This is a genomic window from Roseovarius sp. S88 (assembly GCF_037023735.1).
In the GTDB taxonomy this organism is placed as follows: Bacteria; Pseudomonadota; Alphaproteobacteria; order Rhodobacterales; family Rhodobacteraceae; genus Roseovarius; species Roseovarius phycicola.
On the sequence record NZ_CP146069.1, the window covers coordinates 1,239,117 to 1,262,967 of the forward strand.

Here is a 23,851-nt window from a genome sequence, read left to right on the forward strand (position 1 = left end):
ATTTACATCTTTTTAACACAGCCCTGCGACAGTTTCCCGGAAATAGCCGGAGGTCTTCATGCATGGGCTTATAAATCGAGCCATTGAGATGTTTGTACGCCAGACTTATGGCGGCAAGGACTGGATCGCATTGACCAAAAAACTGGATCTCGGTTTCACCGAGTTCGAGGCGATGCTGACGTACGAGGATATGGTCACCATGCAGGTCTTGGAGGGTCTCTCAGACCATTTAAAAAAGGATCAGACGGACATTCTGGAGGATATCGGCACATTCCTCGTGTCACATCCCAGCGTCGAATCCCTGCGCCGCCTCCTGCGGTTTTCCGGAAGGGATTTCGTTGAATTCCTGCATTCGCTTGAAGATTTGCCCGCACGAGCGCGCTTGGCGCTTGATGATCTGAACCTGCCACAGTTCGAATTGAAAGAGCACAATCTTGATCATTTCTCAGTTGTGGTCTGGGACGAAATGCAAGGGCCCGTGGCGTTTGGGCATGTGCTTTTGGGGCTCTTGCGGGCCCTAGCGGATGATTTTGGTGCGTTGGTTTTGTTAGAGTACAAAGGCGGGCGCGAGGGGACAGAGGTGATTTCTGTCAATCTTTTGCATAATTCCTTCACCGAAGGTCGCCGTTTCGAACTTGCGGTGAACGCGTCATGATCCCTTCGCCAAGCCCCAATGTAACGTCAATGCTGGATGTCCTGTGCCCCATGCATGTGGTCCTCAATGCAACTGGCCACGTGGTGCATACTGGGCCGACCTTGACCAAGATATTTGGAGGTGACCGCCTGAACGGCAAACGGTTTTTGGAGCTTTTTGAACTCAAACGCCCCAAGCTTGGACCAAACATGCAGGACTTGCTCAGCGCCAAGGGCAAACGCCTGCATTTCATGCTGCGGCATCGATCTCGCGCTGAAATGAAGGGTGTGCTTTTACCCTTGCCGGAAAATGGGGCGTTGGGTCCTCCGGGTGGCGCGTTAATCAACCTGTCGTTCGGGATATCTGTCGTTGACGCTGTGCAGGCTTTCAACCTGAGCGACGCGGATTTTGCCATCACGGACCTAACTGTCGAGCTTCTCTATCTGGTCGAAGCCAAATCCGCCGCGATGCAGGCCTCGCGCAAGCTCAACACAAGGCTTCAAGGGGCCAAGATCGCGGCTGAAGAACGTGCTTTTTCAGACACGCTCACGGGGCTGCGCAATCGCCGTGCGTTAGAGCCGGTCGTATCTCGCCTGATCGAAACTGGTGAGGATTTCGCCCTCATGCAGCTCGATCTGGATCATTTCAAAGCGGTCAATGATACAAAAGGCCATGCCGCAGGCGATCACGTCTTGCGCGAAGTGGCGGCAATCCTGCGAGAAGAAACCCGAGATGATGACACAATCGTTCGTGTTGGGGGGGACGAATTTGTCCTGATCTTCGCACCAATTGTAGAAGCTGAGACATTGGCGCGGATCAGCGCTCGCCTGATCAAACGGTTGGAACAGCCCATCGAATTCAACGGTCAAGCGTGCCGTATCTCCGGAAGCATCGGAAGTACCTTGAGTTCTCAATACGAGCGTCCAAGCCTTGAGCGCATGATGGAGGATGCGGATTTGGCGTTGTATCAGGCCAAATCAGAAGGCCGTGGGCGTCAGATCGCTTTTGAAAAGCCATTACAGGCCTCCACGCCACAAAAAGAAGAACCTGCAACCCGCAAACAGATGCGGATTGCGCCGCCGCCCATCCAGTTCCCGCTACCAGATAAAGAGCGCAGCGAACATCTTGTGCCAACAGTCCCGGATCGCTATCGCTAGGGCAGCGTTTAGCGGATAAGGGTACAGGCTGCATGACCAAGGTTTTCATCACCGGAACCGCCGGGTTCATCGGGTATCACTTGGCACAGCTCTTGCTGGATGAAGGCATGCAAGTGCATGGGTTTGATGGGATGACGGACTATTATGACGTCTCTCTCAAACAGCGTCGCCATCAAATGTTGATGCAAAATCAGGGGTTTGTGGCCACTGAGGCGATGCTTGAGGATCAGGCTGCCGTGGACGCGGCGATTGATGCCTGCGCGCCTGACATCATCGTGCATCTCGCCGCCCAGGCCGGTGTGCGCTACAGCCTGGAAAACCCGCGCGCCTACATCGACGCCAATGTCGTGGGCACGTTCAACGTGATGGAGGCTGCGCGCCGCCACGAGGTGAAACACCTTCTGATGGCCTCAACGTCGTCGGCCTATGGAGCGGAAACCGACATGCCCTATCGCGAAACGCAAAAGGCTGACACCCAGATGACAATCTACGCGGCCACCAAGAAGGCCTGCGAATCCATGGGCCATGCCTACGCCCATCTGTGGAACCTGCCGACGACCATGTTCCGTTTTTTCACGGTTTATGGCCCATGGGGGCGGCCGGATATGGCCTATTTCAAGTTTGTCGATGCGATCCTGAAGGGGCGCCCGATCGACATTTACAACCACGGCGACATGCATCGCGACTTCACTTACGTGACCGATCTTGTCCGAGGCATCCGGCTTTTGATGGATGCCGTGCCAGAACGCCCGGATAGCCCCGAGGACATTTCTGAAGGCGATAGCCTGTCGCCCGTTGCGCCCTATCGTATCGTCAATATTGGAAATTCTCAAACCGTGAAGCTTTTGGATTTTGTGGATGCCATCGAGGAGGCGCTGGGCATGCCTGCCAAGCGCAACATGATGGAGATGCAAAAGGGGGATGTTCCAGCCACATGGGCGGACGCATCTCTGTTGCAGTCTTTGACAGGTTACTGTCCCGAGACGGACGTGCGAGACGGGATTGCGAAGTTTGTCGCCTGGTATCGCGAATACTACGACAAGTAACACGCTCCTGCGTGTCTTCCGTGCCGCGCATGGCAGAGTTCCGAATTTGACAATGGTCAAGCGCCTCAGTTGCGGCTAACAGGGCCCTCCCGCAGCTTTCCATCTACAGAGCAGGACAGTCTTTGAAACGCAGTTTGCTGGCTGACTGGGCCAAACGGATCGATTTGTCCGACCTTAACCTGATGCCACAGGAACGGCTGAGTGCATCACGCATCCGCATTGAGCTTTTGTCGGGCCTGACAGTCGCCCTTGCTCTGGTGCCTGAAGCGGTCGCATTTGCGTTTGTCGCCGGAGTGCACCCGCTTGTTGGGCTTTATGCGGCGTTCATCGTCGGCTTGATCACCGCGCTCATAGGCGGTCGTCCGGGGATGATCAGCGGCGCTACTGGCGCGCTGGCTGTGGTCATGGTGGCACTCGTGGCACAGCATGGCGTGGAATACCTCTTTGCCACAGTTGTGCTGATGGGGCTATTGCAAATCGCGGCAGGCGCGTTGCGTTGGGGCAAATTCATTCGGCTTGTCCCGCACCCCGTGATGCTGGGCTTTGTGAACGGGCTGGCAATAGTTATCTTCCTGGCGCAGCTGGGTCAGTTCAAGGTTCCCGGCACGATGGTCAACACTGGTCACGGGATGAGCGGCGGCGAATGGCTGTCGGGCTTGGAGCTTTGGACGATGCTTGCGCTTGTGGCTCTCACCATGGCGGTGATTTGGCTCATGCCAAGGGTCACCAAGCTCGTGCCCGCACCGCTTGCCGCTATCGCGCTTGTGGCAGGGATCGTTGTGGTCTTTGGTCTCGACGTTCCGCGTGTTGGGGATCTGGCATCCATTCAGGGCGGATTACCAAGCTTTCACATTCCCACAGTGCCCTTCTCGTGGGGCACCTTTGAAATCATTTTGCCCTACGCTGTGATCCTCGCGGCGATTGGCCTTATCGAAAGCCTGCTGACCCTGAACCTTGTGGGCGAAATGACGGGCCAGCGTGGCGGCGCAAGCCAGGAATGCATCGCACAAGGCGTGGCCAACACGGCCACTGGCTTCTTTGGCGGCATGGGCGGATGTGCGATGATTGGTCAGTCCATGATCAACGTGAAATCCGGCGGACGCACACGTGTTGCAGGCATCGCGGCCGCACTGTTCCTGCTCGCCTTCATCCTCTTTGCCTCTTCCTTGATCGAACAGATCCCGCTCGCTGCATTGGTGGGTGTGATGTTCATGGTGGTGATCGGGACCTTTGCGTGGAACTCACTGCGTATCTTGCGCAAGATGCCCCTCACAGACGCGGTGGTGATCGTCCTGGTGACGGTCGTGACGGTCAAGTATGACCTCGCGATTGCCGTTGTCGTGGGTGTCATCGTCTCGGCGCTGGCCTATGCGTGGAACAATGCCAGGCGCATTCATGCCATCACCGAGACCACACCTGAGGGCGCCAAAGTCTACCGTGTGCAGGGGCCGTTGTTTTTCGGCTCGGCTGCGGGGTTCTCTGAACTCTTCGACCCCAAATCCGATCCGGACAAGGTCGTGGTGGACTTCGCCGAAAGCCGGGTGGTCGATCATTCGGCCCTGCAGGCGATCGAAGCCATTGCCATCAAATACGAAACCGCCGGAAAACGCATTCAACTGCGTCATCTGACCCGCGATTGTCATCGTCTTTTGAACAAGGCCGGACACCTCGTCGTCGATAGTGACGATGATCCCGACTATGGCTTGGCCGTGGATTATGATGTGAAAACCGGAATTCTGGGGGCAGGGCACTAAACCCTGCCGTCCTATTCTCCCGGACGGCTGAGCGAAAAGATATCGCGCACAACTGTATAATCCTTGTAGCCCATGCGCGCTAAAGGATTGTAGCTTAGCACGTCAAAGACCCCGTCTTTCAGGCAATCATCGCGCAGATGCACACCGGTGACTTCGCCAAAGACGGTGAAATTCGCCTCGCCCGGAAGCTGCACGATCTGTGTCAGTTTGCATTCCAGTGCGGCCGGCGTACCCAAAACGCGAGAGCAGGCAATTGTCTCGCACGCCACGCGCTCAATCCCGGCATCGTCAAACTCATCCACGGTTTTGTCCCAAGCCCCAGAAGTCCGGTTCATCGCGTCCTTCATGTCGTGGGCCACGATGTTGACGCAAAACACGCCGGTGTCTCGGATATTGGCCACGCTGTCCTTGGTGTCGCCGCGGTCCGGCTTGGCCGAGGTTGAGGCAAACATCACCTGCGGCGGCACATAAGCCACTGCGTTAAAAAACGAATAAGGTGCCAGATTTTCGGATCCATCTGATCCACGGGTGGAAATCCAGCCAATGGGGCGCGGCGACACAACGGCGTTGAACGGATTGTGCGGCAGGCCGTGACCGACTTCGGGGCGATAGAACATGGAACACCTCAGGATTTTTGCCGCTTGGGCAATCAGTTGAATATGGAAAGACACCTAACCCCATGCTAGGCCGCGATCTACTGGTTTTTGGAAGGCTCTGCGGTGTACGATCTGACGCAGGAAACAAAAGACGACTGGTGGGAAGTCGAAGCGCTTTATGACCTGTGCTTTGCGCCGGGGCGCGAGGCGTTGTCGTCTTATCGTTTGCGCGAAGGCGTGGCGGCGGTGCAGGAGTTGTGTCTTGTGGCGCGCGATGCCGATGGCATTCTGGCCGGAGCCATTCGTGTCTGGCCTGTCACCATAGGTGAGGCAAACGCCATTCTGGTGGGCCCCATCGCGGTTCACCCCACGCGCCAAGGAGAAGGTTTGGGCGGGTATCTGATCCGGGAGGTTCTTGAAAAGGCGCGGGCGACCGGCTGGGCGCGGGCCATGCTTGTGGGCGACGCGCCGTATTACGGACGGTTCGGATTTGACCGCCTAGAGGGCGTGGAAATGCCGCCACCCACCAACCCTGAACGCGTTTTGGGTGCGGCACTGGTTCCGGATGCGTGGTCAGAGGTCAGAGGCCAAGTCACCCGCAGCGCTTGAAAATACGCCACAAAAGCCCGATCTTGACTGTATGAAGCCTACATATCCGATTGATGTTTTGCCCCCGAAACCTCCGAAGCAGGAGGTCGACGCGCGGTTGTTCGAGCTGGCGCAGCGCCACGCTCGTGCCGGAAATGTCGGCATTCAGATCCTGAACACCATCGGTGGGCAGGCCGAGGGCCTTCTGGCGCGTTTGCCGGAACCAGTGCGTGCGAAACTGGGCGAAACCACCGAATCCGCCCTGCGTGTCTCCATGAAGGCCGCACACAGATCGCGCGATGTCGTCTCTGAAACGCCCGGCTGGTGGAGCCGCGCCCTGAGCACCGCCATGGGCGCCGCTGGTGGCATGGGGGGATTACCGACGGCTCTCGCCGAGCTTCCAGTGACCACCACCGTACTTTTGCGCGCCATTCAGGACGTCGCCGTTGAGCACGGTTTCGATCCGTCCGAGCCGGGCGTGCAATACGATTGCATTCAGATCTTCGCGGCCGCTGGGCCGCTAGATCATGATGACGGCACCGATCTGGCCTTCCTCAGCACCCGTGTGGCTGTCACCGGCACCGCCGTGCAGGCCCTGATTGCGCGTGTCGCCCCGCGATTGGCCACCGTTCTGGGTCAGAAGCTCGCAGCACAAACTGTGCCTGTTCTGGGGGCCGCCGCCGGAGCCGCCACGAACTATGCCTATATGAGCTACTACCAACAAATGGCGCATGTGCATTTTGGCCTGCGAAGGTTGGCCATCGAGGCGGATGTCGCCCATGAAAACCTTGTCGAAGACTTTCGTAGGCTTGTGGAAGCGCCACCCGTAAAACGTGCGTGAACGGTAACGTTCTTAGAGTTTTTCCTTAAGATACTCCATCACCGCGGGTCTTACCGACATCACGCCTGTTTGCCGAGCCTCCTCAATTACCGCCTTGAGCTCTCTAAGGTTTGTGCGCCTCAGCACGGATTTAACTGGCCCGATTGAAGCAGGCCGCATGGAGAGCACACGCAGTCCGATTGCCGCGAAACAAGCGGCTTCGACGGGCCGCCCGGCGTCTTCTCCACAGAAGGAAAGCGGTGTCTTATGTGCTTCGCAGCGCGCCACGATCTGTTCCAGAAAGGTCAGAAAGCTGACGTTGAGCGTGTCATAGCGGCGACGCACCAACTCATTCTCACGGTCTGCCGCAAAGAAGAACTGTTTGAGGTCATTGCCGCCAATCGACAGAAAATCTACCTCATCGTAAAAGCTGTCCGGTGCAAAGGCGAGTGAGGGCGTTTCTAGCATCGCCCCGACTTCAATCCGCTCAGGTAAAGGGTGGCCAAGAATGCGCTCACGCTCCAACGCCTTATCCATTTCGGCCCGCGCCAACGTGAACTCTTCGCGTTGCGCTACAAAAGGGAACATGACCGTCAGAGGACGACCTGCGGCTGCGCGCACAAAGGCCTGAAGTTGCATGCGCATCACGCCCGGTTTGTCGATGCCTACCCGCACTGCGCGCCATCCCAGGGCCGGGTTCGGCTCATCCACGGCGCGCATGTAGGGCAAAACCTTATCTGATCCGATATCGAGCGTGCGAAAACAAACACGCTTGTCTTTGGCCGCTTCGATCACCCGTGCGTAGATATTGCTCAGCTCGGCTCGTTTGGGCATCTGCGAGCGCACCAGGAACTGAAGCTCAGTTCGAAATAGGCCCACACCCTCGGCACCAGAACTTTCCAGGCTGGGCAGGTCAGCCATCAGCCCCGCGTTCATCATCAGCGTCATGCGCTGACCACAAAGCGTTTCAGCGGGTTTGTCGCGGATAGAGGCATAGCGTTCCTGTGCCTGCGCCTGCATCGCCATCTTGTCGCGAAAGGCGCTGATCACGCTGTCATCGGGGCGCAGATGCACAACGCCCTGATCGCCGTCCACCAGGATGAAATCCCCGTTCAGCGCCTCTGTGGTGATCCGTTCGGCATGAATGACAAGTGGAATGGCCAGCGCACGGGCCACGATGGCTGCGTGAGAGCCAACAGATCCTTCTTCCAGCACGATGCCTTTCAACGAGCGACCATAGTCGAGCAATTCTGCCGGCCCGATATTGCGCGCAATGAGGATCGGATTGTCGGGCATTTCTGCCCCGGTGACGGATCCCTGGCCGGTCAGAATGCGCAGCAAACGGTTGCTCAGGTCATCCAGGTCATTCAGCCGCTCGCGTAGATACGCATCCGTGACCTGGGACATGCGTGCGCGGGCGGCAGACTGTTCTTTCTCCACTGCCGCTTCCGCCGACAGGCCGCGCGCGATATCCTCCTCCATGCGCTTCATCCAGCCTTTGGAATTGGCAAACATTCGGTAGGCTTCCAGCACCTGAAGTTGTTCCTTGTCGCCGCTCGCCGCCGTAGAGAGCATGCGATCCACGCCTACGCGCAGGGTCTCAACAGCTTCGCTGAGGCGTTCCATCTCGCGGTCAGGATCATCGGCAAACGGATTGGTGACAACAACACGCGGTTCATGCAGCCAGACGTTCCCCTGCGCGGCCCCTTCCTGCGCTGTGCCGCCCCGAAAAAGCACGGGCTGCTGGTGGCGTGCGGACATTGCCGCTCCTTCGCCCACGAAGGCGCCCAGCTCTGCCATCTCGGCGATGACCATCGCCACAACCTCAACGGCATAAACCTCTTCATCTGAGAAAACCCTGGCTTCCTTGGATTGCACCACCAAAACGCCGAGCTTTTCGCCCAGCCTCTGCACTGGCACCCCAAGAAAAGAGCTGTAAGCCTCTTCACCGGTTTCCGGCATGTAGCGGAAACCCTTGGTCGCGGGCGCATCATCGGTATTCATCAGCTTGCCTGAAAGCGCCACGCGCCCCACCAGACCTTCACCCATCTTCATGCGCGTCTGGTGAACGGCATCCGGATTCAAACCTTCAGTGGCGCAAAGCTCCAGCGTGTCTTCATCGCGAAACAGATAGATCGAGCACACCTCAGTGCGCATCTCTTCGGCAATGAGCTGCGTGATGCGATCCAGTCGCGCCTGACCTGCCGCATCCTCGGACATAACCCCGCGCAGCCGTCCCAACATCTGTCGGGTATCAGTTTGAAAATTCGACGCCATGGCCTGTCCCAATCCGCCCTGCCGCGAGTCAGCATGGCTTCACCGTGCACCATGCAGGGGATCAGGCCGCCTTGTCCAACCCAAAGGCGTCATGCAACGCCTGAACGGCAAGTTCCATGTATTTACGGTCGATCAGAACTGAAATTTTAATCTCCGAGGTGGCGATCACCTTGATGTTGATGCCCTCATCACGCAACGTCTCAAACATCTTGGCGGCAACGCCGGACTGACTGCGCATCCCGATACCAACGGCCGAGACCTTGGCGACATCGGTATCAGCGACCAGGGCGTGATAGTTGATCTCACCGCTGTCCTTGGCGGCCTCAATGGCCTTTTCCGCGCGCGCCACCTGATCCGTGGGGCACGAAAAGGTCATGTCGGTGCGCCCTTCTTCAGAGATGTTCTGAATGATCATATCAACATTCACACCGGCCTCAGACAGCGGGCTGAAGATGGCCGCCGCGATCCCCGGGCGGTCGGCCACTGAGATCAAGGTCATCTTTGCTTCATCGCGGGAATAGGCGATCCCGTTGACCACATTGGATTCCATGATGTCCTCCTCGGCGCACACCAGCGTGCCCGCATTGTCCGATTGTTCCTCAAAGCTCGACAGCACACGCAGGCGCACATTGTAGCGCATCGCAAGCTCAACCGAGCGCGTCTGAAGCACCTTGGCCCCAAGACTGGCCAGTTCCAGCATCTCCTCAAAGGCGATCTTGTCCAATTTGCGCGCCTTGTCGGTGATCCGTGGATCGGTGGTGTAAACCCCATCGACATCGGTGTAGATGTCACACCGTTCCGCCTCAAATGCTGCCGCAAAGGCCACCGCCGTTGTGTCTGATCCGCCCCGGCCCAGCGTGGTAATCCGGCCTTCTGGGCTGATCCCCTGAAAACCCGCAACCACGGCTACTCTCATGCCTTCGGCGAATTTGGCATTGATATTGTCGGTGGGGATTTCTTCGATCCGTGCCGCCGAATGCGCCGAGGTCGTCAGAAGCGGCACTTGCCATCCCTGCCAACTGCGGGCCGGGACATCCATTTCCTGCAACGTCAAAGCCATCAAACCCGCGGTGACATTTTCGCCTGATGATACCACCGCATCATACTCGCGCGCGTCATACATCGGCGAGGTCTCATTGACCCACCCCACCAACTCATTCGTACGCCCGGCCATGGCCGACACGATGACAATCACATCATAGCCCTTGGCCACCTCGACGCCCACGCGTTTCGCGGCGCGGCGGATGCGGTCGATATTGGCAACAGATGTGCCGCCGAATTTCATCACGAGCAGAGGCATGGCCTATGTCCTTGGGTCACGTCGCAGGCGGTTTACGGTGCAACCCGCAGAAGGGCAAGGTTTAGGTGGTCGCTGGGACCAAATCCTTTCTGAAAGGATTTGGCAAAAGTCTTTTAAAGACTTTTGTGCGGCTAGAATGGATGGTTACGCCCGTCCCAGTTCTCAAAGCAGCCTGTGGAGTTCAGGTTCAGCGCCGCAAATCGTTCCATCAGACCCGCGACCGACTCCTCGACCGAAATATCGGCCGCATCACTGCCCATATCCGTGCGGACCCATCCAGGGTGATAAATACCCACTGCAATTCCCAGAGGCTTCAAATCCACCGCCAGATTGCGCCCAAGATTTAGCGCTGCCGCCTTGGAGGCGCGATAGATGTAGCTGCCGCCTGGTGCGCGGGTGTCGCTCGCCATTGTGCTGGACAGGATCGCGATCTTGGCTGACTTTGCCGCCTGCAGATTGGGCATCAGAGCCTGAATGCCAAGAAACACACCGGTCACATTGGCGGCAAAACTATCGGCCCACATCTGAGGTGGAAACCCATCGCTTAGCATTTGACCTTTGTCGAGATAAACGCCAGCATTGCATACCAAAAGATCAATCGCCGCTCCATCCAATGACTGGGCCAAAGCGGCATGGCTATTGGGGTCTGTTACATCCAACTCTGCTTCAAGTCCCGGTTGCCGGGACGTGCCGGTGACCTGCGCGCCGTTTGTTTTAAATGCGTCTGCCAAAGCCGCGCCGATTCCTCGATTGGCTCCTGTGATCAATACATGCATGGCTGCCCCTCCATCGGTGATGCAGAGTACGAAGCCGTTGCACGCGCGGCAAGCGCGTTAATTTGTCTTGCGATTGGGGATGAAGGGCAGGGGGCTGACCGGTACCCCGTCTTCTATGAGCTTGCGCGCCTCTTCGGGTTTGGCCTCGCCATGGATCGCCCGGTTCGGCGCCAATCCGTCATGAATATCCCGCGCTTGAGACGCAAAATTCATGCCGACATATTCGGAGTTTTCTTCCACCTGCTTTTTCAACGCAGCCAGCGCCTGTTCCATTTCGGTCGTCGGCGTTGTGAGCGCGGGTGACTTTGTCCCCTCGGTCGGGGCAGCAGCCACGCTACGGCTGGCGCGCACGGTGGGGGCCATGATCGCCTTCTCCACCGCCTCAGATCCGCAGATGCTACAGGTCACCATTCCGGCGCGTTCGAGCTTGTCAAACGCGTCTGAGGATTGGAACCAGCTTTCAAAGCGATGGTCCTGGTCACATTTCAATGTGAACTTGATCACGAGGATGCGCTCCAGTTGCCCTTGTATCCCTACACCTAATCACGCCAACGACTGGTGCAAGAATTTTCGACAAATCTCAGGGCTTATGCAACAAAACGTTTTGCGTCAAATTTACGCAACAGGTGCGCAAGCTCTGGTTCCTCCACACGCTTGGACGCAGCTTTGGGGCTCATCCACTGACGTTTGCGCTTGTCATGTTCCGGGTAGTTTTTCGACAGAGATTTCACCTTTACCGGATACACCATCACAGCACAGGGCAGTTGCTCGTCCGCGCTAATACCTTTGACATAGGAATAGAGTGCAAGACACCCGCCTGACACCTTGCCTTTGACGCCGGCTTCTTCCCAGGCTTCGGTCAAGGCGCAATCAGCAGGTGTCTTGCCGTCCATGGGCCAGCCTTTGGGAATGATCCAGCGCCCTGTTCCCCGCGAGGTGATCATCAGCACTTCTGTTTTGTCGTCTTTGACACGATAACACAGCGCCGCAAATTGCGTACGCATGGCACGTTTGTCAGTGATTTCAACGGATAAAGGTAATTGTTTCATCTTTGCTTGGGTCACCGGGTTCTTCCCGACTTTTCTGCCACCGCCCTCAAAATGTATATGCGCAAACTAGAGCTAAATTCCATAAATATCTATATTTTTCGCTGTTTTTTGAAAATTTCAGGCAATATGTTGTAGTCGGGACTCTCTGTTCTTCGACATATGGGTGCGCCGCATGGGCTTGCCAATGCCATGGGGCTGAGAAATACTCGCCCCAATGATCGTGTTTTTTCGCCTTTTCCTAAGGATTTTCGCTGTTTTAACAGGGCTTGTAGCCATGCCTGTGCACGCGCAAGTGACGGTCTTCGCCGCTGCCTCGCTGCAAGGCGCACTGGAAGATGTGGCCGAGGCGTCTGATGTGGACATCGTGATCTCTTATGGCGGATCGGGGCTCTTGGCGCGGCAGGTGGCGCAGGGCGCTCCGGCTGATCTGGTGTTGCTGGCCAACGCGGCTTGGATGACCTGGCTGGACGGACAAGGCGCGGTGAAAGCCGGGTCGCAGCAGGTGTTTCTGAGCAATCAGTTGGTCGTGGTTGGTCCTGCGGGTGCAGACCGCTTGCGTGATCCAGATGCAGATGCGCTGCTGCGCCGACTAGATGGCGGTCGCTTGGCTCTTGGGCAAACACAAGCTGTTCCAGCGGGCATCTATGCCCGTGAATGGATGGAAACCGCGGGGCTTTGGTCGGTCCTGCGCCCGCATCTTGCCGAAACCGAAAACGTTCGCGCAGCACTGGCCCTCGTGGCACGAGGTGAAGCGCCTTTGGGCGTGGTCTACCTCAGCGATGCAAGGGCCGAGCCGGGCGTTGATGTGGTCCATATCGTCAATCCAGAGTACCACGCGCCGATTGCCTACCCCGCAGCTATCGTTGCGGGACGGGATCGCCCGGATGCGCAAGAGTTTCACAAATTTTTGACCACCAAAACGGCGCAAGATATCTTCGCTGCCCACGGCTTTGCCCGCCCCGAAGGTCTCAGATGAACCTTACAGGTGCAGAATGGGCCGCTCTTGGCCTGTCGCTCAAAGTGTCCTTCTGGGCCGTTCTGATCAGTCTGCCCTTCGCCATTGCCATGGCCTGGCTTTTGGCGCGACGCGACTTTCCGGGTAAATCACTGCTCAGCGCGCTGGTGCATTTGCCTTTGGTCCTGCCGCCAGTGGTCACCGGATATCTGCTCTTGCTCACATTTGGCAAAACCGGCGCTGTGGGGGCCTGGCTCAATGAGATCGGCATTGTCCTGGCCTTTCGTTGGACCGGGGCGGCATTGGCCGCAGCGATCATGGGCTTCCCGCTTATGGTACGTGCCATTCGCTTGGCGATTGAGTCCGTGGATCCCAAGCTAGAGGAGGCGGCAGAGACTCTTGGAGCCGGTCGCGTGGCGCGGTTCACGCGTATCACGTTGCCCCTCATCGCGCCGGGCATTCTGGCCGGGGTGGTGCTGGGATTTGCCAAAGCCATGGGCGAATTCGGTGCAACCATCACCTTTGTCGCCAACATTCCGGGCGAGACCCAGACATTGCCGTCCGCCATCTATGCATTCCTGCAGGTGCCGGGGGGTGAAACAGGGGCAATACGGCTGACGCTTCTGGCCATTCTGGTGGCTGTGGGGGCGGTGCTGGTCTCTGAATGGCTGGCGCACCGCGTGTCGCGGGGGATCGGTCGGACATGAGTTTGCAAGTTGATATCCGCCACGCTTTCGAAGGGTTCACACTGGAGGTGACTTGCCGCGCAGGTTCGGGCGTCACAGCCGTGTTTGGCCCCTCCGGCGCAGGTAAGTCCACGCTGGTAAATGCCATTGCCGGGTTGTTCAAGCCGGATGTGGGGCGGATCACGCTTGGGGACGAGGTGCTCTTTGACCAGGCGCAGGCCGTGCATATCGCGCCTGCCAAACGGCGAATTGGCTATGTGTTTCAGGACGGGCGTCTCTTTCCACATATGAGTGTGCGCGAAAACATTCGCTTTGGTGCACGCTATGCGCCGGGTGGTCTTGACCAAAAAGAAGAAAACCGTCTTGTCGAACTGCTTGGGCTCAACGCAATACTGGATCGCCGTCCTGGCACCTTGTCCGGAGGAGAAAAACAACGCGTGGCGTTGGCGCGCGCCTGGCTCTCAAAGCCGCGGCTCCTTTTGATGGATGAGCCGCTGGCCGCTCTGGACGAGCCGCGCAAAGATGAGATTTTCCCTTATCTCGAGCGCCTGCGGGATGTGGCACAGGTGCCGATCATCTATGTCAGCCACAACCTTGCAGAAGTGGCGCGGCTCGCAGACGATCTGATTGTTATGCAATCTGGACAAGTGGCCCTGTCCGGTACTGCCGAAACCGTGCTGAGCGACCCCAAGGCCTTGCCTATGCTGGGCGTACGCGAGGCGGGTGCGATCCTTCCGGCTGAGGTGATCGGCCATGAAGCCGATGGTCTCAGCCGTCTTGCTTTGTCGGGGGGTGAGATTATCTTGCCCGGTGTCACTGCGGCACCCGGCACCACCATTCGGTTACGCGTTCTGGCGCAGGATGTGCTTTTGTCGCGCAAACCTCCAAAGGGGCTTTCGTCTCACAACGTGCTGCCCGTCACGGTCGAAACCTTGCATCGCGGGGCTGGTCCCGGCGTTGCTGTGCGTTTGCGGGCCGGAGAGGACGTACTCTTGGCGCGCATCACCGCCCGCGCTGCTAAGGAAATGGCTTTGGTGCCAGGCACACAATGTCACGCTATTCTCAATGCCACGGCTGTGCCGCGAGGCAGCATTGGCAGCGGTGCAATGCCGAGCGAAACAAGAGCACTTGACAAAACTTAGTGTTTTAGTCAGAAATAAGCCGAGCCAGCCACAAAAGGTCAGCCATCACCTCAATCGCAACATCTGGAGCGAGAAGATGACTGTTTCGACTGACTTGAGGGACCGCATAATTCCGCACCCCGTCCCGCCGCACACGCCCGCACCCGGCCCACGCCGCGAAACACTTTTGCACGCAGCGCTTTCAAGTGGCTTGTGTCTTGATGTGATGATCGAGCGTATGCTCGACCGCAATGAGGGGAGGCTCTGATGCTACATCCTCCCAGAACAGAGTTTGCCCCGCCTCAGCCCGCACATTCCGAACCTGATGTTCTACACGATGCGCGCGACCTGACCCAAGGTGGGCCGACTGCGCAAATCACGCTGGATGACAAGGTCTATACCCTGCGCATCACCCGCGCAGGCAAGCTGATCCTGACCAAGTAATCTCTTCCCAAAAACCTCAGAAAGACCAAACACTTGATGTCCCTTGTCCAAAACCGGAGCCTGCTCTGCATAAGCCTCGCGACCGCAATTCTCGTTGGCGCGGCCTTTGCTGATGAAACGCCGAGCCACTATGCGGCGGAACCATCAGAAACATTGGAGCAAGCGGTGAAAAATTTTGTCACCTACAATGCCTTGGTCGAAGAGGTGCTGGCGCGTGACCCACTAACGGCAGAAGACATGGAAAAGGTGCATGAGCTGACCTACACTTTGGAAGAGGCGCTCGCGCGCATAAATGCCGAATTTGCCGACCTTCCGGACACCTTGGAAGTACTGCACAAGGCCTCCGAAGGTGACGACCCAACGGTCATGCGAGACGCAGCCGTTGTGTATCTGTCCACAGCAAATGCCTTCCAAGGCACGCAGGAGCGCTAAACACAAACGTTTTTGTCAGGTTTTTCTGGCAAGTTGCGCCGCAATGTGGCAGCCATGGCCACTGGAAGGGTTAAAACCACCCAGAGGCGCAATTGATGTCCGAAAAAACGCTGCACCGCCTGGCCTGGCTTGTGGTCGCGATCTGCATCGCGCCTATCCTGGCGGCCGCGCTTTCGGCACTGACAGGCGACCTCAGCGTCTGGCGAGAGGTCCTGGCCCCGGTGCTGCCACGTTATGCAGTGACCACCCTTTTCCTCGTCGTGACCGTGGGTCTCTCCACAGCCATTATTGGATCGGTAACAGCCTGGCTTGTCACGGTTTACCGCTTTCCCGGTCAGCGTTGGCTAGAGATCGCGCTGGCTCTGCCTCTGGCCTTCCCGGCTTATGTCATGGCCTATGCCTACACGCATATGCTGGACCACCCCGGCCCAGTGCAGACGCTCCTGCGCGACCTGACGGGGTGGGGCCCGCGCGACTATTGGTTCCCTGAAATCCGAAGCCTTGGGGGCGCGGCGGTAATGCTGACCATCGTGCTCTACCCGTATGTTTACCTTTTGGCGCGTGCTTCGTTTCGCCAGCAATCCTCAAACGCCTTTCTGGTCGCGCGCACACTGGGCCGTTCACCTATCCGCGCCTTTTACCGCGTGGCCCTACCCATGGCGCGCCCGGCGATTGCGGGCGGCGCATTACTCGCGGTGATGGAAACCATCGCCGATTACGGCACCGTGGCATTTTTCAACGTCCAGACCTTTGCCACCGGCATCTACCAGGCATGGTTCAGCCTCGGCAATCGCGCGGCAGCAGCACAGCTCGCCCTTTGCCTGCTCTGCTTCGCGCTTCTCATCGCTGGGCTGGAGCGCGCCCAACGCGGCAAAGCCCAAACCGCGGGGCGCGGGGCGCGGTTCGAGACAATGGAGAAACCGCGTCTTACCGGTGCGCCGGGCTGGATCGCCTTTGCCATCTGCCTGCTGCCCGTTCTTCTCGGCTTTATCATCCCAGTCATTATGCTGGGCAGTATGGCCATCGGCTCAGGCCAGAACCTGTTTTCCAGCCGCTACCTGGATTTCATGCAAAACTCGCTTCTGGTGGCCAGCGTTGCGGCAGTGCTGACCGTAGCCGGGGCCATCCTCGTCGGCTTCCGCGCCCGCACAAGGCCGACACGTGGATCCAAACTTATCGTCATCGGGGCAGGGCTGGGTTACGCCGTGCCCGGTGGCGTGATTGCCGTTGGCCTGATGGTGCCCATGGCCGGTCTGGATAATGTCATCGACCGTTTCATGGAAAGCAATTTCGGCATCGACACCGGCTTGCTGATCACCGGATCGATCTGGCTCATGGTGCTGGCCTACATGGTCCGCTTCATGGCTGCAGCTCTGAACGCCTATGACAGCGGCATGGCCACGGTGCCAGGGCACTTCGATGCCATTGCGCTGTCATTGGGACAATCTGCGCCCAAACTCTTGTGGCGCGTGCATCTCCCCGTGGCGCGCAGTTCAGTGCTCACAGCGCTTCTCATCGTTTTCGTAGATGTGATGAAGGAATTACCCGCCACACTCATACTGCATCCGTTCAATTTCCAGACTTTGGCCGTCCAGGCCCACCGCCTTGCGTCAGATGAACGCCTGTCCCAAGCCGCCGTGCCGTCCCTCGTTCTGGTGGCGTTTGGCCTGTTGCCCGTGATGATCCTCTGCCGCTCCATCGGCCGCGAAGAACCGGGGCGCAAAGCCGCCAAACTCGGCGCGGCAGTGAAGGCGGGTTAGGGGCTTGCACCTGATGCTGTGCTTACGTACCGACTTAACTTTGGACTTTCGGAAAAGTGGAGTAACAACAAAGTCATTGCGACTTTAGGGGGTGCCATGCTCACGAAACTGTCAACAATTTTTCTGGGATTGGTGATTGGTTTTATACCAAAAGAGGGTTCTGCAGAAATCGTTTTCCAAAGTACGAAAAAGAAGGTTGTTGTCCTTTTGGACGAAACACTATCGACAGCTGGAAAAGAGGGCCTTCGAAAAATTCGTAAGCAAACATACTTCAGTGCCTTTGTGGTTAATCAAACCGAAGATGTATACGGATGGGCTGGTGGGGAGCACAGACTAGAACGGGCGGTGCATTGGGCGGCCAAGATTTGTAAATACCGGTCGGAAAACCCTTCTGAGTGTAAACTGCATGCAGTTGTCGTGCCAAAAGATCATATTTCCGGCGACGGCCGCAGAACTTTGAACCAGTCTGCGAACAAAGAGTTTCGCAAATATCTCAAGCTTCAGGAACAAGGTACTTACGGAGCGTTTGCCGCCAACAATTATGCAAGTTTTGGGTACGCATGGCGCTTCAAGACTGAAGTTGCCGCAAGAGAAGGCGCTTTGCGGGAATGCAGATTGAATACGAAGAATCAATTGGCAAACTTAACCTCTTGGGAACGCGAGAACACGACATCAAAGGCCGATCTTGTCTGTAACGTCATTCACGTCTCAAGAAATTAAACGCAGTCAAAGGGTTAGTGGAATCTATGCTGCGATTAAGCAGGGGTAGTGGCCATCTGACCAAGAGGCCCGGCTTTGCAAAAACTACAGCACCGTTCGCAAAACATACCACCGCCCCAAAAAACCGGCCACACCCCTCGGGTGCAGCCGGTTCCAATTCTCTCCCGCCAAACTTACGTCTGCAGATAGCTCTCCAGGCTATCATCCAGCGCGTCTTTCCAAGGCGTATGGTGTGCCGGGGCCTTCTTGCCGGTCATGGGCGAGGTATAGCCGTGGTTGCGGAACTCCATGATGCCTTTCTTCTTGTGTTTCTTCCACTCAAAGAAGGCTTGATTGGCCGCGTCGACATCAAAGCTCGGGTAATCCGTCTCGGCAATCAGCTCGCGCACGTAATCGCCCTGATACCGGATGCAGGCGTAGTCATCCTCCAAAGCATCTTCCGCAGCCTCACGCGCCACCGGATCGGCCTCCATCGCCGCCTGATCGGGCAGATCGATCTTGCCCATGATCTGATCCCGCACCCACCAGGCCTGGGCATCAAACATGTTGAACGTGTACCATTGGTCCTGCATGCCCAGGTAGAACATCTTTGGGTTCTTGTTCCACACCACACCTTTGTACAGGTCCGCCGTCGCCAGACGGTTGGCTGTCTTGAGCCGCAGATCATCGGGCAGGAAGGGGAAATGATGCTTGTACCCGGTGCAAAGGATGATCGCATCAACCTCTTTGCTCGAGCCATCCTTGAAATGCGCCGTCTTGCCCTCGACCTTCACAAGCGCGGGCACCTCCTCCCAGTTGTCGGGCCAGTCGTAGCCCATGGGCGCCGTGCGATGGGCCACCGTCACCGACTTGCAGCCGTACTTCCAGCATTGTGATCCGATGTCCTCGGCCGAATAAGACGTGCCGAGGATCAGGATGTCCTTGTCCGTGAATTCACGTGCATCGCGGAAATCATGGGCATGCAACACACGGCCATTGAAGCTCTCAAACCCTGGGTAGTAGGGCACATTGGGCGACGAGAAATGCCCACTGGCCACCACCACATGATCAAACTCTTCGACTGTCTCAGAATCGTTCACAGAATCCCGCGCTGTCACCGTGAACTTGCCCGAGCCCTCATCATAGCGCACATCGCGAATGGTGTTGTTGAACCGGATCCAGTCGCGCACGCCGGCCTTTTTCACCCGGCCTTCGATATAGTCAAAGAGCACAGCACGCGGCGGGTAGCTTGCGATCTCTTTGCCGAAATGCTTATCAAAAGTATAGTCGGCAAATTCCAGGCCCTCCTTGGGGCCATTCGACCACAGATAGCGGTACATCGAGCCATGGCACGGCTCACCATCCGCGCCGACGCCCGTGCGCCAAGTGTATTTCCACAGACCACCCCAGTCGTCCTGTTTTTCGTAGCAAACTATGTCCGGAATATCCTCGCCGTTCTGCTTGGCGGACTGGAACGCCCTGAGCTGTGCCAGCCCGGATGGGCCTGCGCCGATCACGGCAACGCGTTTCTTGGCCATGTGGTCTTTCTCCCTGGATTGGATTGAACCAATATTTCACTTTGGTTCTTTTGGTTCCTTGAATTAAGCCAAAGACTGGACCAGTCTGTCAACAGATTCATTTCGCCAAACCGGAGAAGATCCATCGACACCTCCAGCTTCGCCCAAAGATTGGCCATCTCCGGCGCCATGCCGCGCCTCTCGGTGGGGATGGCCAGCACTGTGGATATCGGCTTTCTGGCCCCCTTGTCCGGTCAGGCGGAATCCTGGGGTTCGCCAGGGCTACAGGGGTGCCGCATCTGGGAAAACTGGTTGAACCGGGCAGGGGGGCTACTCATCGGAGGGCGGCGCTATCCGATCGCCATTCACGCGCAGGATTGCGGCCAGACCGAGCAACAGGCCCGCATTGGCGCAAGCCGGCTCTTACAGGACCACGATATCAAGCTCATGATGATGCTGGGCGGTGATGCCTACCGGGCGGTGGCGGATGATCTGCACTCCCGACGGATTCTGACCTCGACGCTTCTACCTTCGGACTTATCTCCGGATTCGCCCTACCTCATCGCTCCGTCAGAGGTGCACCCTGTTTATGTTGTCACGGGGGTTGATTGGTTGGCGCGCACGCGGCGTGATCTGAAAACCGTCGCTCTCTGTGCGCAGACTGACGGCATGGGACTTCCATCGCTGGCCACGTACCGCGCGGCCTTCAAGGCGGCTGGCATCGAGATTGTCAAAGAGGTGCAATACCCCGCCGAAGGCGCACCAGCCGAAGAAGTCGCCGGACCCATGCTGGCGGCCAACGCGGACATCCTGTGCTGGTGCACCAGCTACACGCCGATGGTGCATGCCCTGACCGAGTACGTGGCAGCGCAGGGGTTTAAGGGTCAGATCCTGTCCTGCACGCTGGATCACTACCAGAAACTGGTCGCGCGGCTGGGCTCGGATTTCATGGAAGGTGTCACCTTCCAATTCCCAGATTTTGACGACCCCGCGCTCAGCGAAAAGGCGTTTTTCTTCAATCAACCCAATGTTTTCTTCGAGGAATACAACGCGCTCTACCCCAACAGCTGGACGGCCGTCAGCTGGGAATACGCCGCTATTCTGGATATTTGGCACGCAGCGGTCGAAAAAGCCGACAGCGTCGCACCGGCCTCGGTGCTGGCAGCGATGAAGCAACTGGGCCATGTCACCCACGCCTTTGGTCCCGCCGAATGGTGGGGCACAGATGTGTTTGGCATCGACAACGCGCTGGTGGGTGACTGGCCAGTGGTTCGGATAGAAGCCGGCCGTGCACGCGTGGTGGAGTTCGGCTCGGTGCCGTGCTGGCTTCGGCATAATGAGGCGCGTCTGCGTGCCGAAATGCAGGACCTGGGTCAAATGTGGGATCAGCGCCTGGACAGGGTTGCGCCCGGCCCAGAACTTGGTGCCAGAGTAATAGGGTAGGCCAAAGCCACCCTGCAGCACGACCGGCTTCAATCGTGGATAAACATCTTTGTGCGTTGCTTACCCGACGCATTCGTTTATCAAGACCGCCAACAACAACACAAAGCAGTCACATGTACGACCCCCTTCAAGACGTTCGACATGACACGGACCCGGTGCAGGCGCGGGATTGGGTCAAGGTGCTCTCCAAGTATCGCGAACCCAATGAAGTGCGCAGTAGTTTTGAACTAGCCGTAACGCTTGGACCGTTTGTCATTCTATGGGCGCTGGCCTGGTACGCCTTGTCCATCAGCGCATGGCTTACTCTGGCGATATCGCTGTGCAATGCCGCGTTTTTGCTTCGCCTGTTTGCGATCCAGCATGATTGCGGGCACCACGCGTTTTTCCGAAATCGCACAATCAGCGACTGGTTGGGGCGCGCGCTTGGGGTGCTGACGTTGACGCCCTACGATGTCTGGCGCCGGGCGCATGCCATGCACCACAGCGCCTCAGGAAACCTGGACCGGCGCGGCATGGGGGATATCCACACCCTTACGGTGGCAGAATACCGAGGCCTCAACCGCTACAAGCGGTTTATCTATCGGCTCTATCGCCATCCCATTGTGTTGTTCGGTTTGGGGCCGGGGTATCAGTTCTTCGTTAAACACCGGGTACCCTTGGGTCTGACAAACAAACTGAAATACTGGGTCAGCGCCATGGTCACCAATGCCGCGATCCTCATGGCCCTGTCCGTCATTTTGTACTTTGGCGGCGTGATGCCGATCCTTTTGATCTTCTTGCCGTCCACACTTCTGGCAGCAACGGCGGGCGTATGGCTGTTTTATGTGCAGCATCAATTTGAAAACACTCAATGGAACGATGAAAAAGACTGGGATTTGCACGACGCCGCTCTGCATGGCAGCTCACATTACGTGATGCCATCGGTGCTGCAATGGCTCAGTGCCAATATCGGCATTCATCATGTGCATCACCTCTATAGCCGCATTCCGTTCTACCGCCTCCCAGAAGTATTGCGCGATCACACCAGCCTGGCGCAAAGCAACAGGATGACCATCCGGGAAAGCCTGTCAAACGCACGACTTCACCTGTGGGACGAAAACAGCAAGCGGTTGCTGTCTTTCGCACAGGCTCGCCAAGCAAAGTGAAGCGCCATTTTGTGACCGGATGACAAACACATTTGGGGCACGCAAGGAGCTGTGTTCTCGGCCTCTGAGCTCAGGTTGAACCGTTATGGCGTATGCCGCTGGGTGCACTGACGGTTCGTTGGAAGATTTCTTCGGCTACGACGTTTGCAGATCACGGCAAAACAATGGTGTTAACCTTTACCCGTCCTGCAGCAGCAGTTTTTGCTCTTCCACCAGGTGCAGTTTGATGAACTCAACGGCCTGCGCCACGTCTCGGGAAGCGATCGCATTGTAAAGCGTGTTATAGCGTTTCTGGTAATCCTGAACGCGTTTGGGGGTCAGGCTCCGGCGTCGCAGCTCGGTGCGAAAGCTCTGCCTGTATGTGTCCACGGCCAATCGGTAGCACGATGCCAGCAGCGCGTTGCCTGTGCCTTCGGCGATCTGCATATACAGCTTTTCTTCCAAGGTGATAAAGGCATCCAGATCCGTGGTGATCGCCTCAATCTGTGACAGCGTCTTGGCCATCTCCGACACCATCCGCGGCGACATGTTCACCACGGCAAGCCTTACAATTTCGGGCTCCAGAATTCCGCGCACCACAAGGTGATCCAGGGGGCTGGTGTCACCGGCCACGCTATCGGCCGTGAGGGCCGCACGCGGGGCCGATTTGTAGGTGACAAAACTACCAGAGCCAGCGCGCCGGAGGATGACGTTCTGGCTTTCCAGCACATCCAGCGCCTCGCGCACCGTGTTGCGCGCAACACCGAGTTCTGCCGCCAGGGTTCGCTCTGACGGAAGACGGGTATCTCTTTGATATTCCTCGGACTTGATCCGCGCAAACAACGTATCCACCACGATTTGAACCGTAGCGCCGATCTGACCAGGCATCACAATACCTGTGTCATTTTCCTCTGTTTGGGCGTTCATCACTCACCAGACCAATTTCGGTATAATTGGTATAAATTGGTATGCTGGCGGCGTAAAGCGCTGGTTTGCAAGCCTTTCATTTTGCTCCCGCACACTTTGGGGTAGGGTGCAGGTCACACCACGTTAAGGCCGCAGGAAACCGTACACACCATGCCAGATCCCAGACTGTTCATGTCCAGCTTGCACGCCATCGAGCCGGGCTGGATAGACTACAACAATCATCTCAACATGGGCTACTACACCGTGCTTTTCGACCGAGGCGCGGATGAGGCCTATGCCACTCTGGGTTTTGGTCCCGACTACGCCAACGAGCGCGGGTTGACCACCTACACGGCTGAGTTTCACATCCGGTATCTGCGCGAACTGAAACTGGGAGACAAGGTGCGCATCTCCTTTCGGATTGTGGGGCATGATAAAAAACGATTTCACAGCTTTCAGGAAATGTTCCATGAAGACGGCTGGCTTGCGGCGACGGGGGAATCCATGGTGCTTCACGTGGACATGTCCGGTCCCAGGGTCGCGCCGCTGCCAGACGATATCTTGAAAAACGTGTCAGCAATGGCCCAGGCGCAGGCGGGTTTGCCGAAACCAGACGCAGCAGGCGCATCAATTGGACTGCGGCGAGCGCATTGAAACCACAAAAATCTCTGTGAAAAGTGTGACAAGCGTCTCGACGGGTGGCATCTGCCCAGTCTAGGGTCAGCGACAAGGGAGACTGCTGATGTGCCCGCCACTCACAACGACAA

24 protein-coding genes are annotated in these 23,851 nt (G+C 57.4%); 16 read left to right on the forward strand and 8 right to left on the reverse strand.

From position 1 onward, the window contains the following. Positions 1 to 58 precede the first annotated feature (58 nt). From RZ517_RS06290 to RZ517_RS06305, 4 genes are all read left to right on the forward strand, one after another. Positions 59 to 655 carry a heme NO-binding domain-containing protein gene (locus RZ517_RS06290; RefSeq protein WP_338550615.1) on the forward strand — a complete coding sequence of 199 codons (597 nt, stop codon included), beginning with the start codon at positions 59 to 61 and terminating at the stop codon, positions 653 to 655. Beyond that, positions 652 to 1,791 (forward strand): diguanylate cyclase domain-containing protein, encoded by a 1,140-nt coding sequence (locus RZ517_RS06295; RefSeq protein WP_338550616.1) that lies wholly within the window; start codon positions 652 to 654, stop codon positions 1,789 to 1,791. The genes RZ517_RS06290 and RZ517_RS06295 overlap by 4 nt, the downstream gene beginning before the upstream one ends. A gap of 32 nt (positions 1,792 to 1,823) precedes the next feature. Continuing rightward, positions 1,824 to 2,837, forward strand: a complete 1,014-nt coding sequence (locus tag RZ517_RS06300) for an NAD-dependent epimerase/dehydratase family protein (RefSeq protein ID WP_338550618.1) — start codon at positions 1,824 to 1,826, stop codon at positions 2,835 to 2,837. A gap of 182 nt (positions 2,838 to 3,019) precedes the next feature. Beyond that, positions 3,020 to 4,591, forward strand: coding sequence for a SulP family inorganic anion transporter (locus RZ517_RS06305; protein ID WP_422395572.1), 1,572 nt, complete (start codon positions 3,020 to 3,022; stop codon positions 4,589 to 4,591). Positions 4,592 to 4,602: 11 nt separating this feature from the next. On the opposite strand, the gene RZ517_RS06310 is transcribed toward RZ517_RS06305, so the two are convergent. Continuing rightward, positions 4,603 to 5,208 (reverse strand): flavin reductase family protein, encoded by a 606-nt coding sequence (locus tag RZ517_RS06310; protein WP_338550620.1) that lies wholly within the window; start codon positions 5,206 to 5,208, stop codon positions 4,603 to 4,605. 102 nt (positions 5,209 to 5,310) lie between these two features. Here RZ517_RS06310 and RZ517_RS06315 point away from each other — a divergent pair, with 102 nt between their 5' ends. Both RZ517_RS06315 and RZ517_RS06320 read left to right on the forward strand, forming a co-directional pair. After that, positions 5,311 to 5,796: a GNAT family N-acetyltransferase gene (locus tag RZ517_RS06315; RefSeq protein ID WP_338550621.1), complete on the forward strand. Its 486-nt coding sequence runs from the start codon at positions 5,311 to 5,313 to the stop codon at positions 5,794 to 5,796. Positions 5,797 to 5,827: 31 nt separating this feature from the next. Next, positions 5,828 to 6,616: an EcsC family protein gene (locus tag RZ517_RS06320; protein WP_338550622.1), complete on the forward strand. Its 789-nt coding sequence runs from the start codon at positions 5,828 to 5,830 to the stop codon at positions 6,614 to 6,616. A 12-nt stretch (positions 6,617 to 6,628) separates the two neighbouring features. Here RZ517_RS06320 and ptsP read toward each other — a convergent pair whose 3' ends face one another. From ptsP to RZ517_RS06345, 5 genes are all read right to left on the reverse strand, one after another. Next, positions 6,629 to 8,872: a phosphoenolpyruvate--protein phosphotransferase gene (ptsP, locus tag RZ517_RS06325; RefSeq protein ID WP_338550623.1), complete on the reverse strand. Its 2,244-nt coding sequence runs from the start codon at positions 8,870 to 8,872 to the stop codon at positions 6,629 to 6,631. 61 nt (positions 8,873 to 8,933) lie between these two features. Further along, positions 8,934 to 10,172, reverse strand: a complete 1,239-nt coding sequence (locus RZ517_RS06330) for an aspartate kinase (RefSeq protein ID WP_338550624.1) — start codon at positions 10,170 to 10,172, stop codon at positions 8,934 to 8,936. 131 nt (positions 10,173 to 10,303) lie between these two features. After that, positions 10,304 to 10,948, reverse strand: coding sequence for an SDR family oxidoreductase (locus tag RZ517_RS06335; protein WP_338550626.1), 645 nt, complete (start codon positions 10,946 to 10,948; stop codon positions 10,304 to 10,306). A gap of 57 nt (positions 10,949 to 11,005) precedes the next feature. Next, positions 11,006 to 11,452 (reverse strand): DUF1178 family protein, encoded by a 447-nt coding sequence (locus RZ517_RS06340; protein ID WP_338550627.1) that lies wholly within the window; start codon positions 11,450 to 11,452, stop codon positions 11,006 to 11,008. A gap of 83 nt (positions 11,453 to 11,535) precedes the next feature. After that, entirely contained in the window at positions 11,536 to 11,952 is a 417-nt protein-coding gene (locus tag RZ517_RS06345) for an NUDIX hydrolase (protein WP_317055645.1), read from the reverse strand. Positions 11,953 to 12,271: 319 nt separating this feature from the next. Between RZ517_RS06345 and modA the strand changes: the two genes are divergently transcribed. From modA to RZ517_RS06380, 7 genes are all read left to right on the forward strand, one after another. Next, positions 12,272 to 12,973, forward strand: coding sequence for a molybdate ABC transporter substrate-binding protein (modA, locus tag RZ517_RS06350; RefSeq protein ID WP_338550628.1), 702 nt, complete (start codon positions 12,272 to 12,274; stop codon positions 12,971 to 12,973). Further along, complete coding sequence (modB, locus tag RZ517_RS06355) at positions 12,970 to 13,659, forward strand: molybdate ABC transporter permease subunit (RefSeq protein ID WP_338550629.1); 690 nt, start codon at positions 12,970 to 12,972, stop codon at positions 13,657 to 13,659. Before modA ends, modB begins: the two co-directional genes overlap by 4 nt. After that, entirely contained in the window at positions 13,656 to 14,780 is a 1,125-nt protein-coding gene (modC, locus tag RZ517_RS06360) for a molybdenum ABC transporter ATP-binding protein (protein ID WP_338550631.1), read from the forward strand. Before modB ends, modC begins: the two co-directional genes overlap by 4 nt. Positions 14,781 to 15,026: 246 nt before the next feature. Then, positions 15,027 to 15,203 carry a hemin uptake protein HemP gene (locus tag RZ517_RS06365; RefSeq protein WP_338550632.1) on the forward strand — a complete coding sequence of 59 codons (177 nt, stop codon included), beginning with the start codon at positions 15,027 to 15,029 and terminating at the stop codon, positions 15,201 to 15,203. Between the two features lie 36 nt (positions 15,204 to 15,239). Then, entirely contained in the window at positions 15,240 to 15,635 is a 396-nt protein-coding gene (locus RZ517_RS06370; protein WP_338550633.1) for a DUF6746 family protein, read from the forward strand. Positions 15,636 to 15,730: 95 nt separating this feature from the next. Continuing rightward, positions 15,731 to 17,395, forward strand: coding sequence for an ABC transporter permease (locus RZ517_RS06375; RefSeq protein WP_338550634.1), 1,665 nt, complete (start codon positions 15,731 to 15,733; stop codon positions 17,393 to 17,395). Positions 17,396 to 17,491: 96 nt separating this feature from the next. Continuing rightward, positions 17,492 to 18,115 (forward strand): hypothetical protein, encoded by a 624-nt coding sequence (locus RZ517_RS06380; protein ID WP_338550635.1) that lies wholly within the window; start codon positions 17,492 to 17,494, stop codon positions 18,113 to 18,115. A gap of 173 nt (positions 18,116 to 18,288) precedes the next feature. On the opposite strand, the gene RZ517_RS06385 is transcribed toward RZ517_RS06380, so the two are convergent. Then, positions 18,289 to 19,632: a flavin-containing monooxygenase gene (locus RZ517_RS06385; RefSeq protein ID WP_338550636.1), complete on the reverse strand. Its 1,344-nt coding sequence runs from the start codon at positions 19,630 to 19,632 to the stop codon at positions 18,289 to 18,291. A 123-nt stretch (positions 19,633 to 19,755) separates the two neighbouring features. On the opposite strand from RZ517_RS06385, the gene RZ517_RS06390 reads away from it, so the two are divergent. Both RZ517_RS06390 and RZ517_RS06395 read left to right on the forward strand, forming a co-directional pair. Then, positions 19,756 to 21,054, forward strand: coding sequence for an ABC transporter substrate-binding protein (locus RZ517_RS06390; protein WP_338551118.1), 1,299 nt, complete (start codon positions 19,756 to 19,758; stop codon positions 21,052 to 21,054). A 113-nt stretch (positions 21,055 to 21,167) separates the two neighbouring features. Next, entirely contained in the window at positions 21,168 to 22,199 is a 1,032-nt protein-coding gene (locus RZ517_RS06395) for a fatty acid desaturase (RefSeq protein WP_338550637.1), read from the forward strand. A 177-nt stretch (positions 22,200 to 22,376) separates the two neighbouring features. Here RZ517_RS06395 and RZ517_RS06400 read toward each other — a convergent pair whose 3' ends face one another. Next, positions 22,377 to 23,105, reverse strand: coding sequence for a FadR/GntR family transcriptional regulator (locus RZ517_RS06400; RefSeq protein WP_338550638.1), 729 nt, complete (start codon positions 23,103 to 23,105; stop codon positions 22,377 to 22,379). A 150-nt stretch (positions 23,106 to 23,255) separates the two neighbouring features. Between RZ517_RS06400 and RZ517_RS06405 the strand changes: the two genes are divergently transcribed. Next, the gene (locus RZ517_RS06405) at positions 23,256 to 23,738 is read left to right on the forward strand and encodes a thioesterase family protein (protein ID WP_338550639.1); all 483 of its coding nucleotides are present in this window, start codon (positions 23,256 to 23,258) and stop codon (positions 23,736 to 23,738) included. Positions 23,739 to 23,851 lie beyond the last annotated feature (113 nt).

Bases quoted from the DNA above. Each gene is read 5' to 3' on its own strand.
- modB (WP_338550629.1), top strand. From the start codon at position 12,970: ATGAACCTTACAGGTGCAGAATGGGCCGCTCTTGGCCTGTCGCTCAAA.
- RZ517_RS06330 (WP_338550624.1), bottom strand. From the start codon at position 10,172: ATGCCTCTGCTCGTGATGAAATTCGGCGGCACATCTGTTGCCAATATC.
- RZ517_RS06305 (WP_422395572.1), top strand. From the start codon at position 3,020: ATGCCACAGGAACGGCTGAGTGCATCACGCATCCGCATTGAGCTTTTG.
- RZ517_RS06320 (WP_338550622.1), top strand. From the start codon at position 5,828: ATGAAGCCTACATATCCGATTGATGTTTTGCCCCCGAAACCTCCGAAG.
- RZ517_RS06395 (WP_338550637.1), top strand. From the start codon at position 21,168: ATGTACGACCCCCTTCAAGACGTTCGACATGACACGGACCCGGTGCAG.
- modC (WP_338550631.1), top strand. From the start codon at position 13,656: ATGAGTTTGCAAGTTGATATCCGCCACGCTTTCGAAGGGTTCACACTG.
- RZ517_RS06380 (WP_338550635.1), top strand. From the start codon at position 17,492: ATGCTCACGAAACTGTCAACAATTTTTCTGGGATTGGTGATTGGTTTT.
- RZ517_RS06295 (WP_338550616.1), top strand. From the start codon at position 652: ATGATCCCTTCGCCAAGCCCCAATGTAACGTCAATGCTGGATGTCCTG.
- RZ517_RS06405 (WP_338550639.1), top strand. From the start codon at position 23,256: ATGCCAGATCCCAGACTGTTCATGTCCAGCTTGCACGCCATCGAGCCG.
- RZ517_RS06370 (WP_338550633.1), top strand. From the start codon at position 15,240: ATGTCCCTTGTCCAAAACCGGAGCCTGCTCTGCATAAGCCTCGCGACC.
- RZ517_RS06400 (WP_338550638.1), bottom strand. From the start codon at position 23,105: ATGAACGCCCAAACAGAGGAAAATGACACAGGTATTGTGATGCCTGGT.
- RZ517_RS06310 (WP_338550620.1), bottom strand. From the start codon at position 5,208: ATGTTCTATCGCCCCGAAGTCGGTCACGGCCTGCCGCACAATCCGTTC.
- RZ517_RS06385 (WP_338550636.1), bottom strand. From the start codon at position 19,632: ATGGCCAAGAAACGCGTTGCCGTGATCGGCGCAGGCCCATCCGGGCTG.
- RZ517_RS06365 (WP_338550632.1), top strand. From the start codon at position 15,027: ATGCTACATCCTCCCAGAACAGAGTTTGCCCCGCCTCAGCCCGCACAT.
- RZ517_RS06345 (WP_317055645.1), bottom strand. From the start codon at position 11,952: ATGCGTACGCAATTTGCGGCGCTGTGTTATCGTGTCAAAGACGACAAA.
- RZ517_RS06300 (WP_338550618.1), top strand. From the start codon at position 1,824: ATGACCAAGGTTTTCATCACCGGAACCGCCGGGTTCATCGGGTATCAC.
- ptsP (WP_338550623.1), bottom strand. From the start codon at position 8,872: ATGGCGTCGAATTTTCAAACTGATACCCGACAGATGTTGGGACGGCTG.
- RZ517_RS06290 (WP_338550615.1), top strand. From the start codon at position 59: ATGCATGGGCTTATAAATCGAGCCATTGAGATGTTTGTACGCCAGACT.
- modA (WP_338550628.1), top strand. From the start codon at position 12,272: ATGCCTGTGCACGCGCAAGTGACGGTCTTCGCCGCTGCCTCGCTGCAA.
- RZ517_RS06375 (WP_338550634.1), top strand. From the start codon at position 15,731: ATGTCCGAAAAAACGCTGCACCGCCTGGCCTGGCTTGTGGTCGCGATC.
- RZ517_RS06335 (WP_338550626.1), bottom strand. From the start codon at position 10,948: ATGCATGTATTGATCACAGGAGCCAATCGAGGAATCGGCGCGGCTTTG.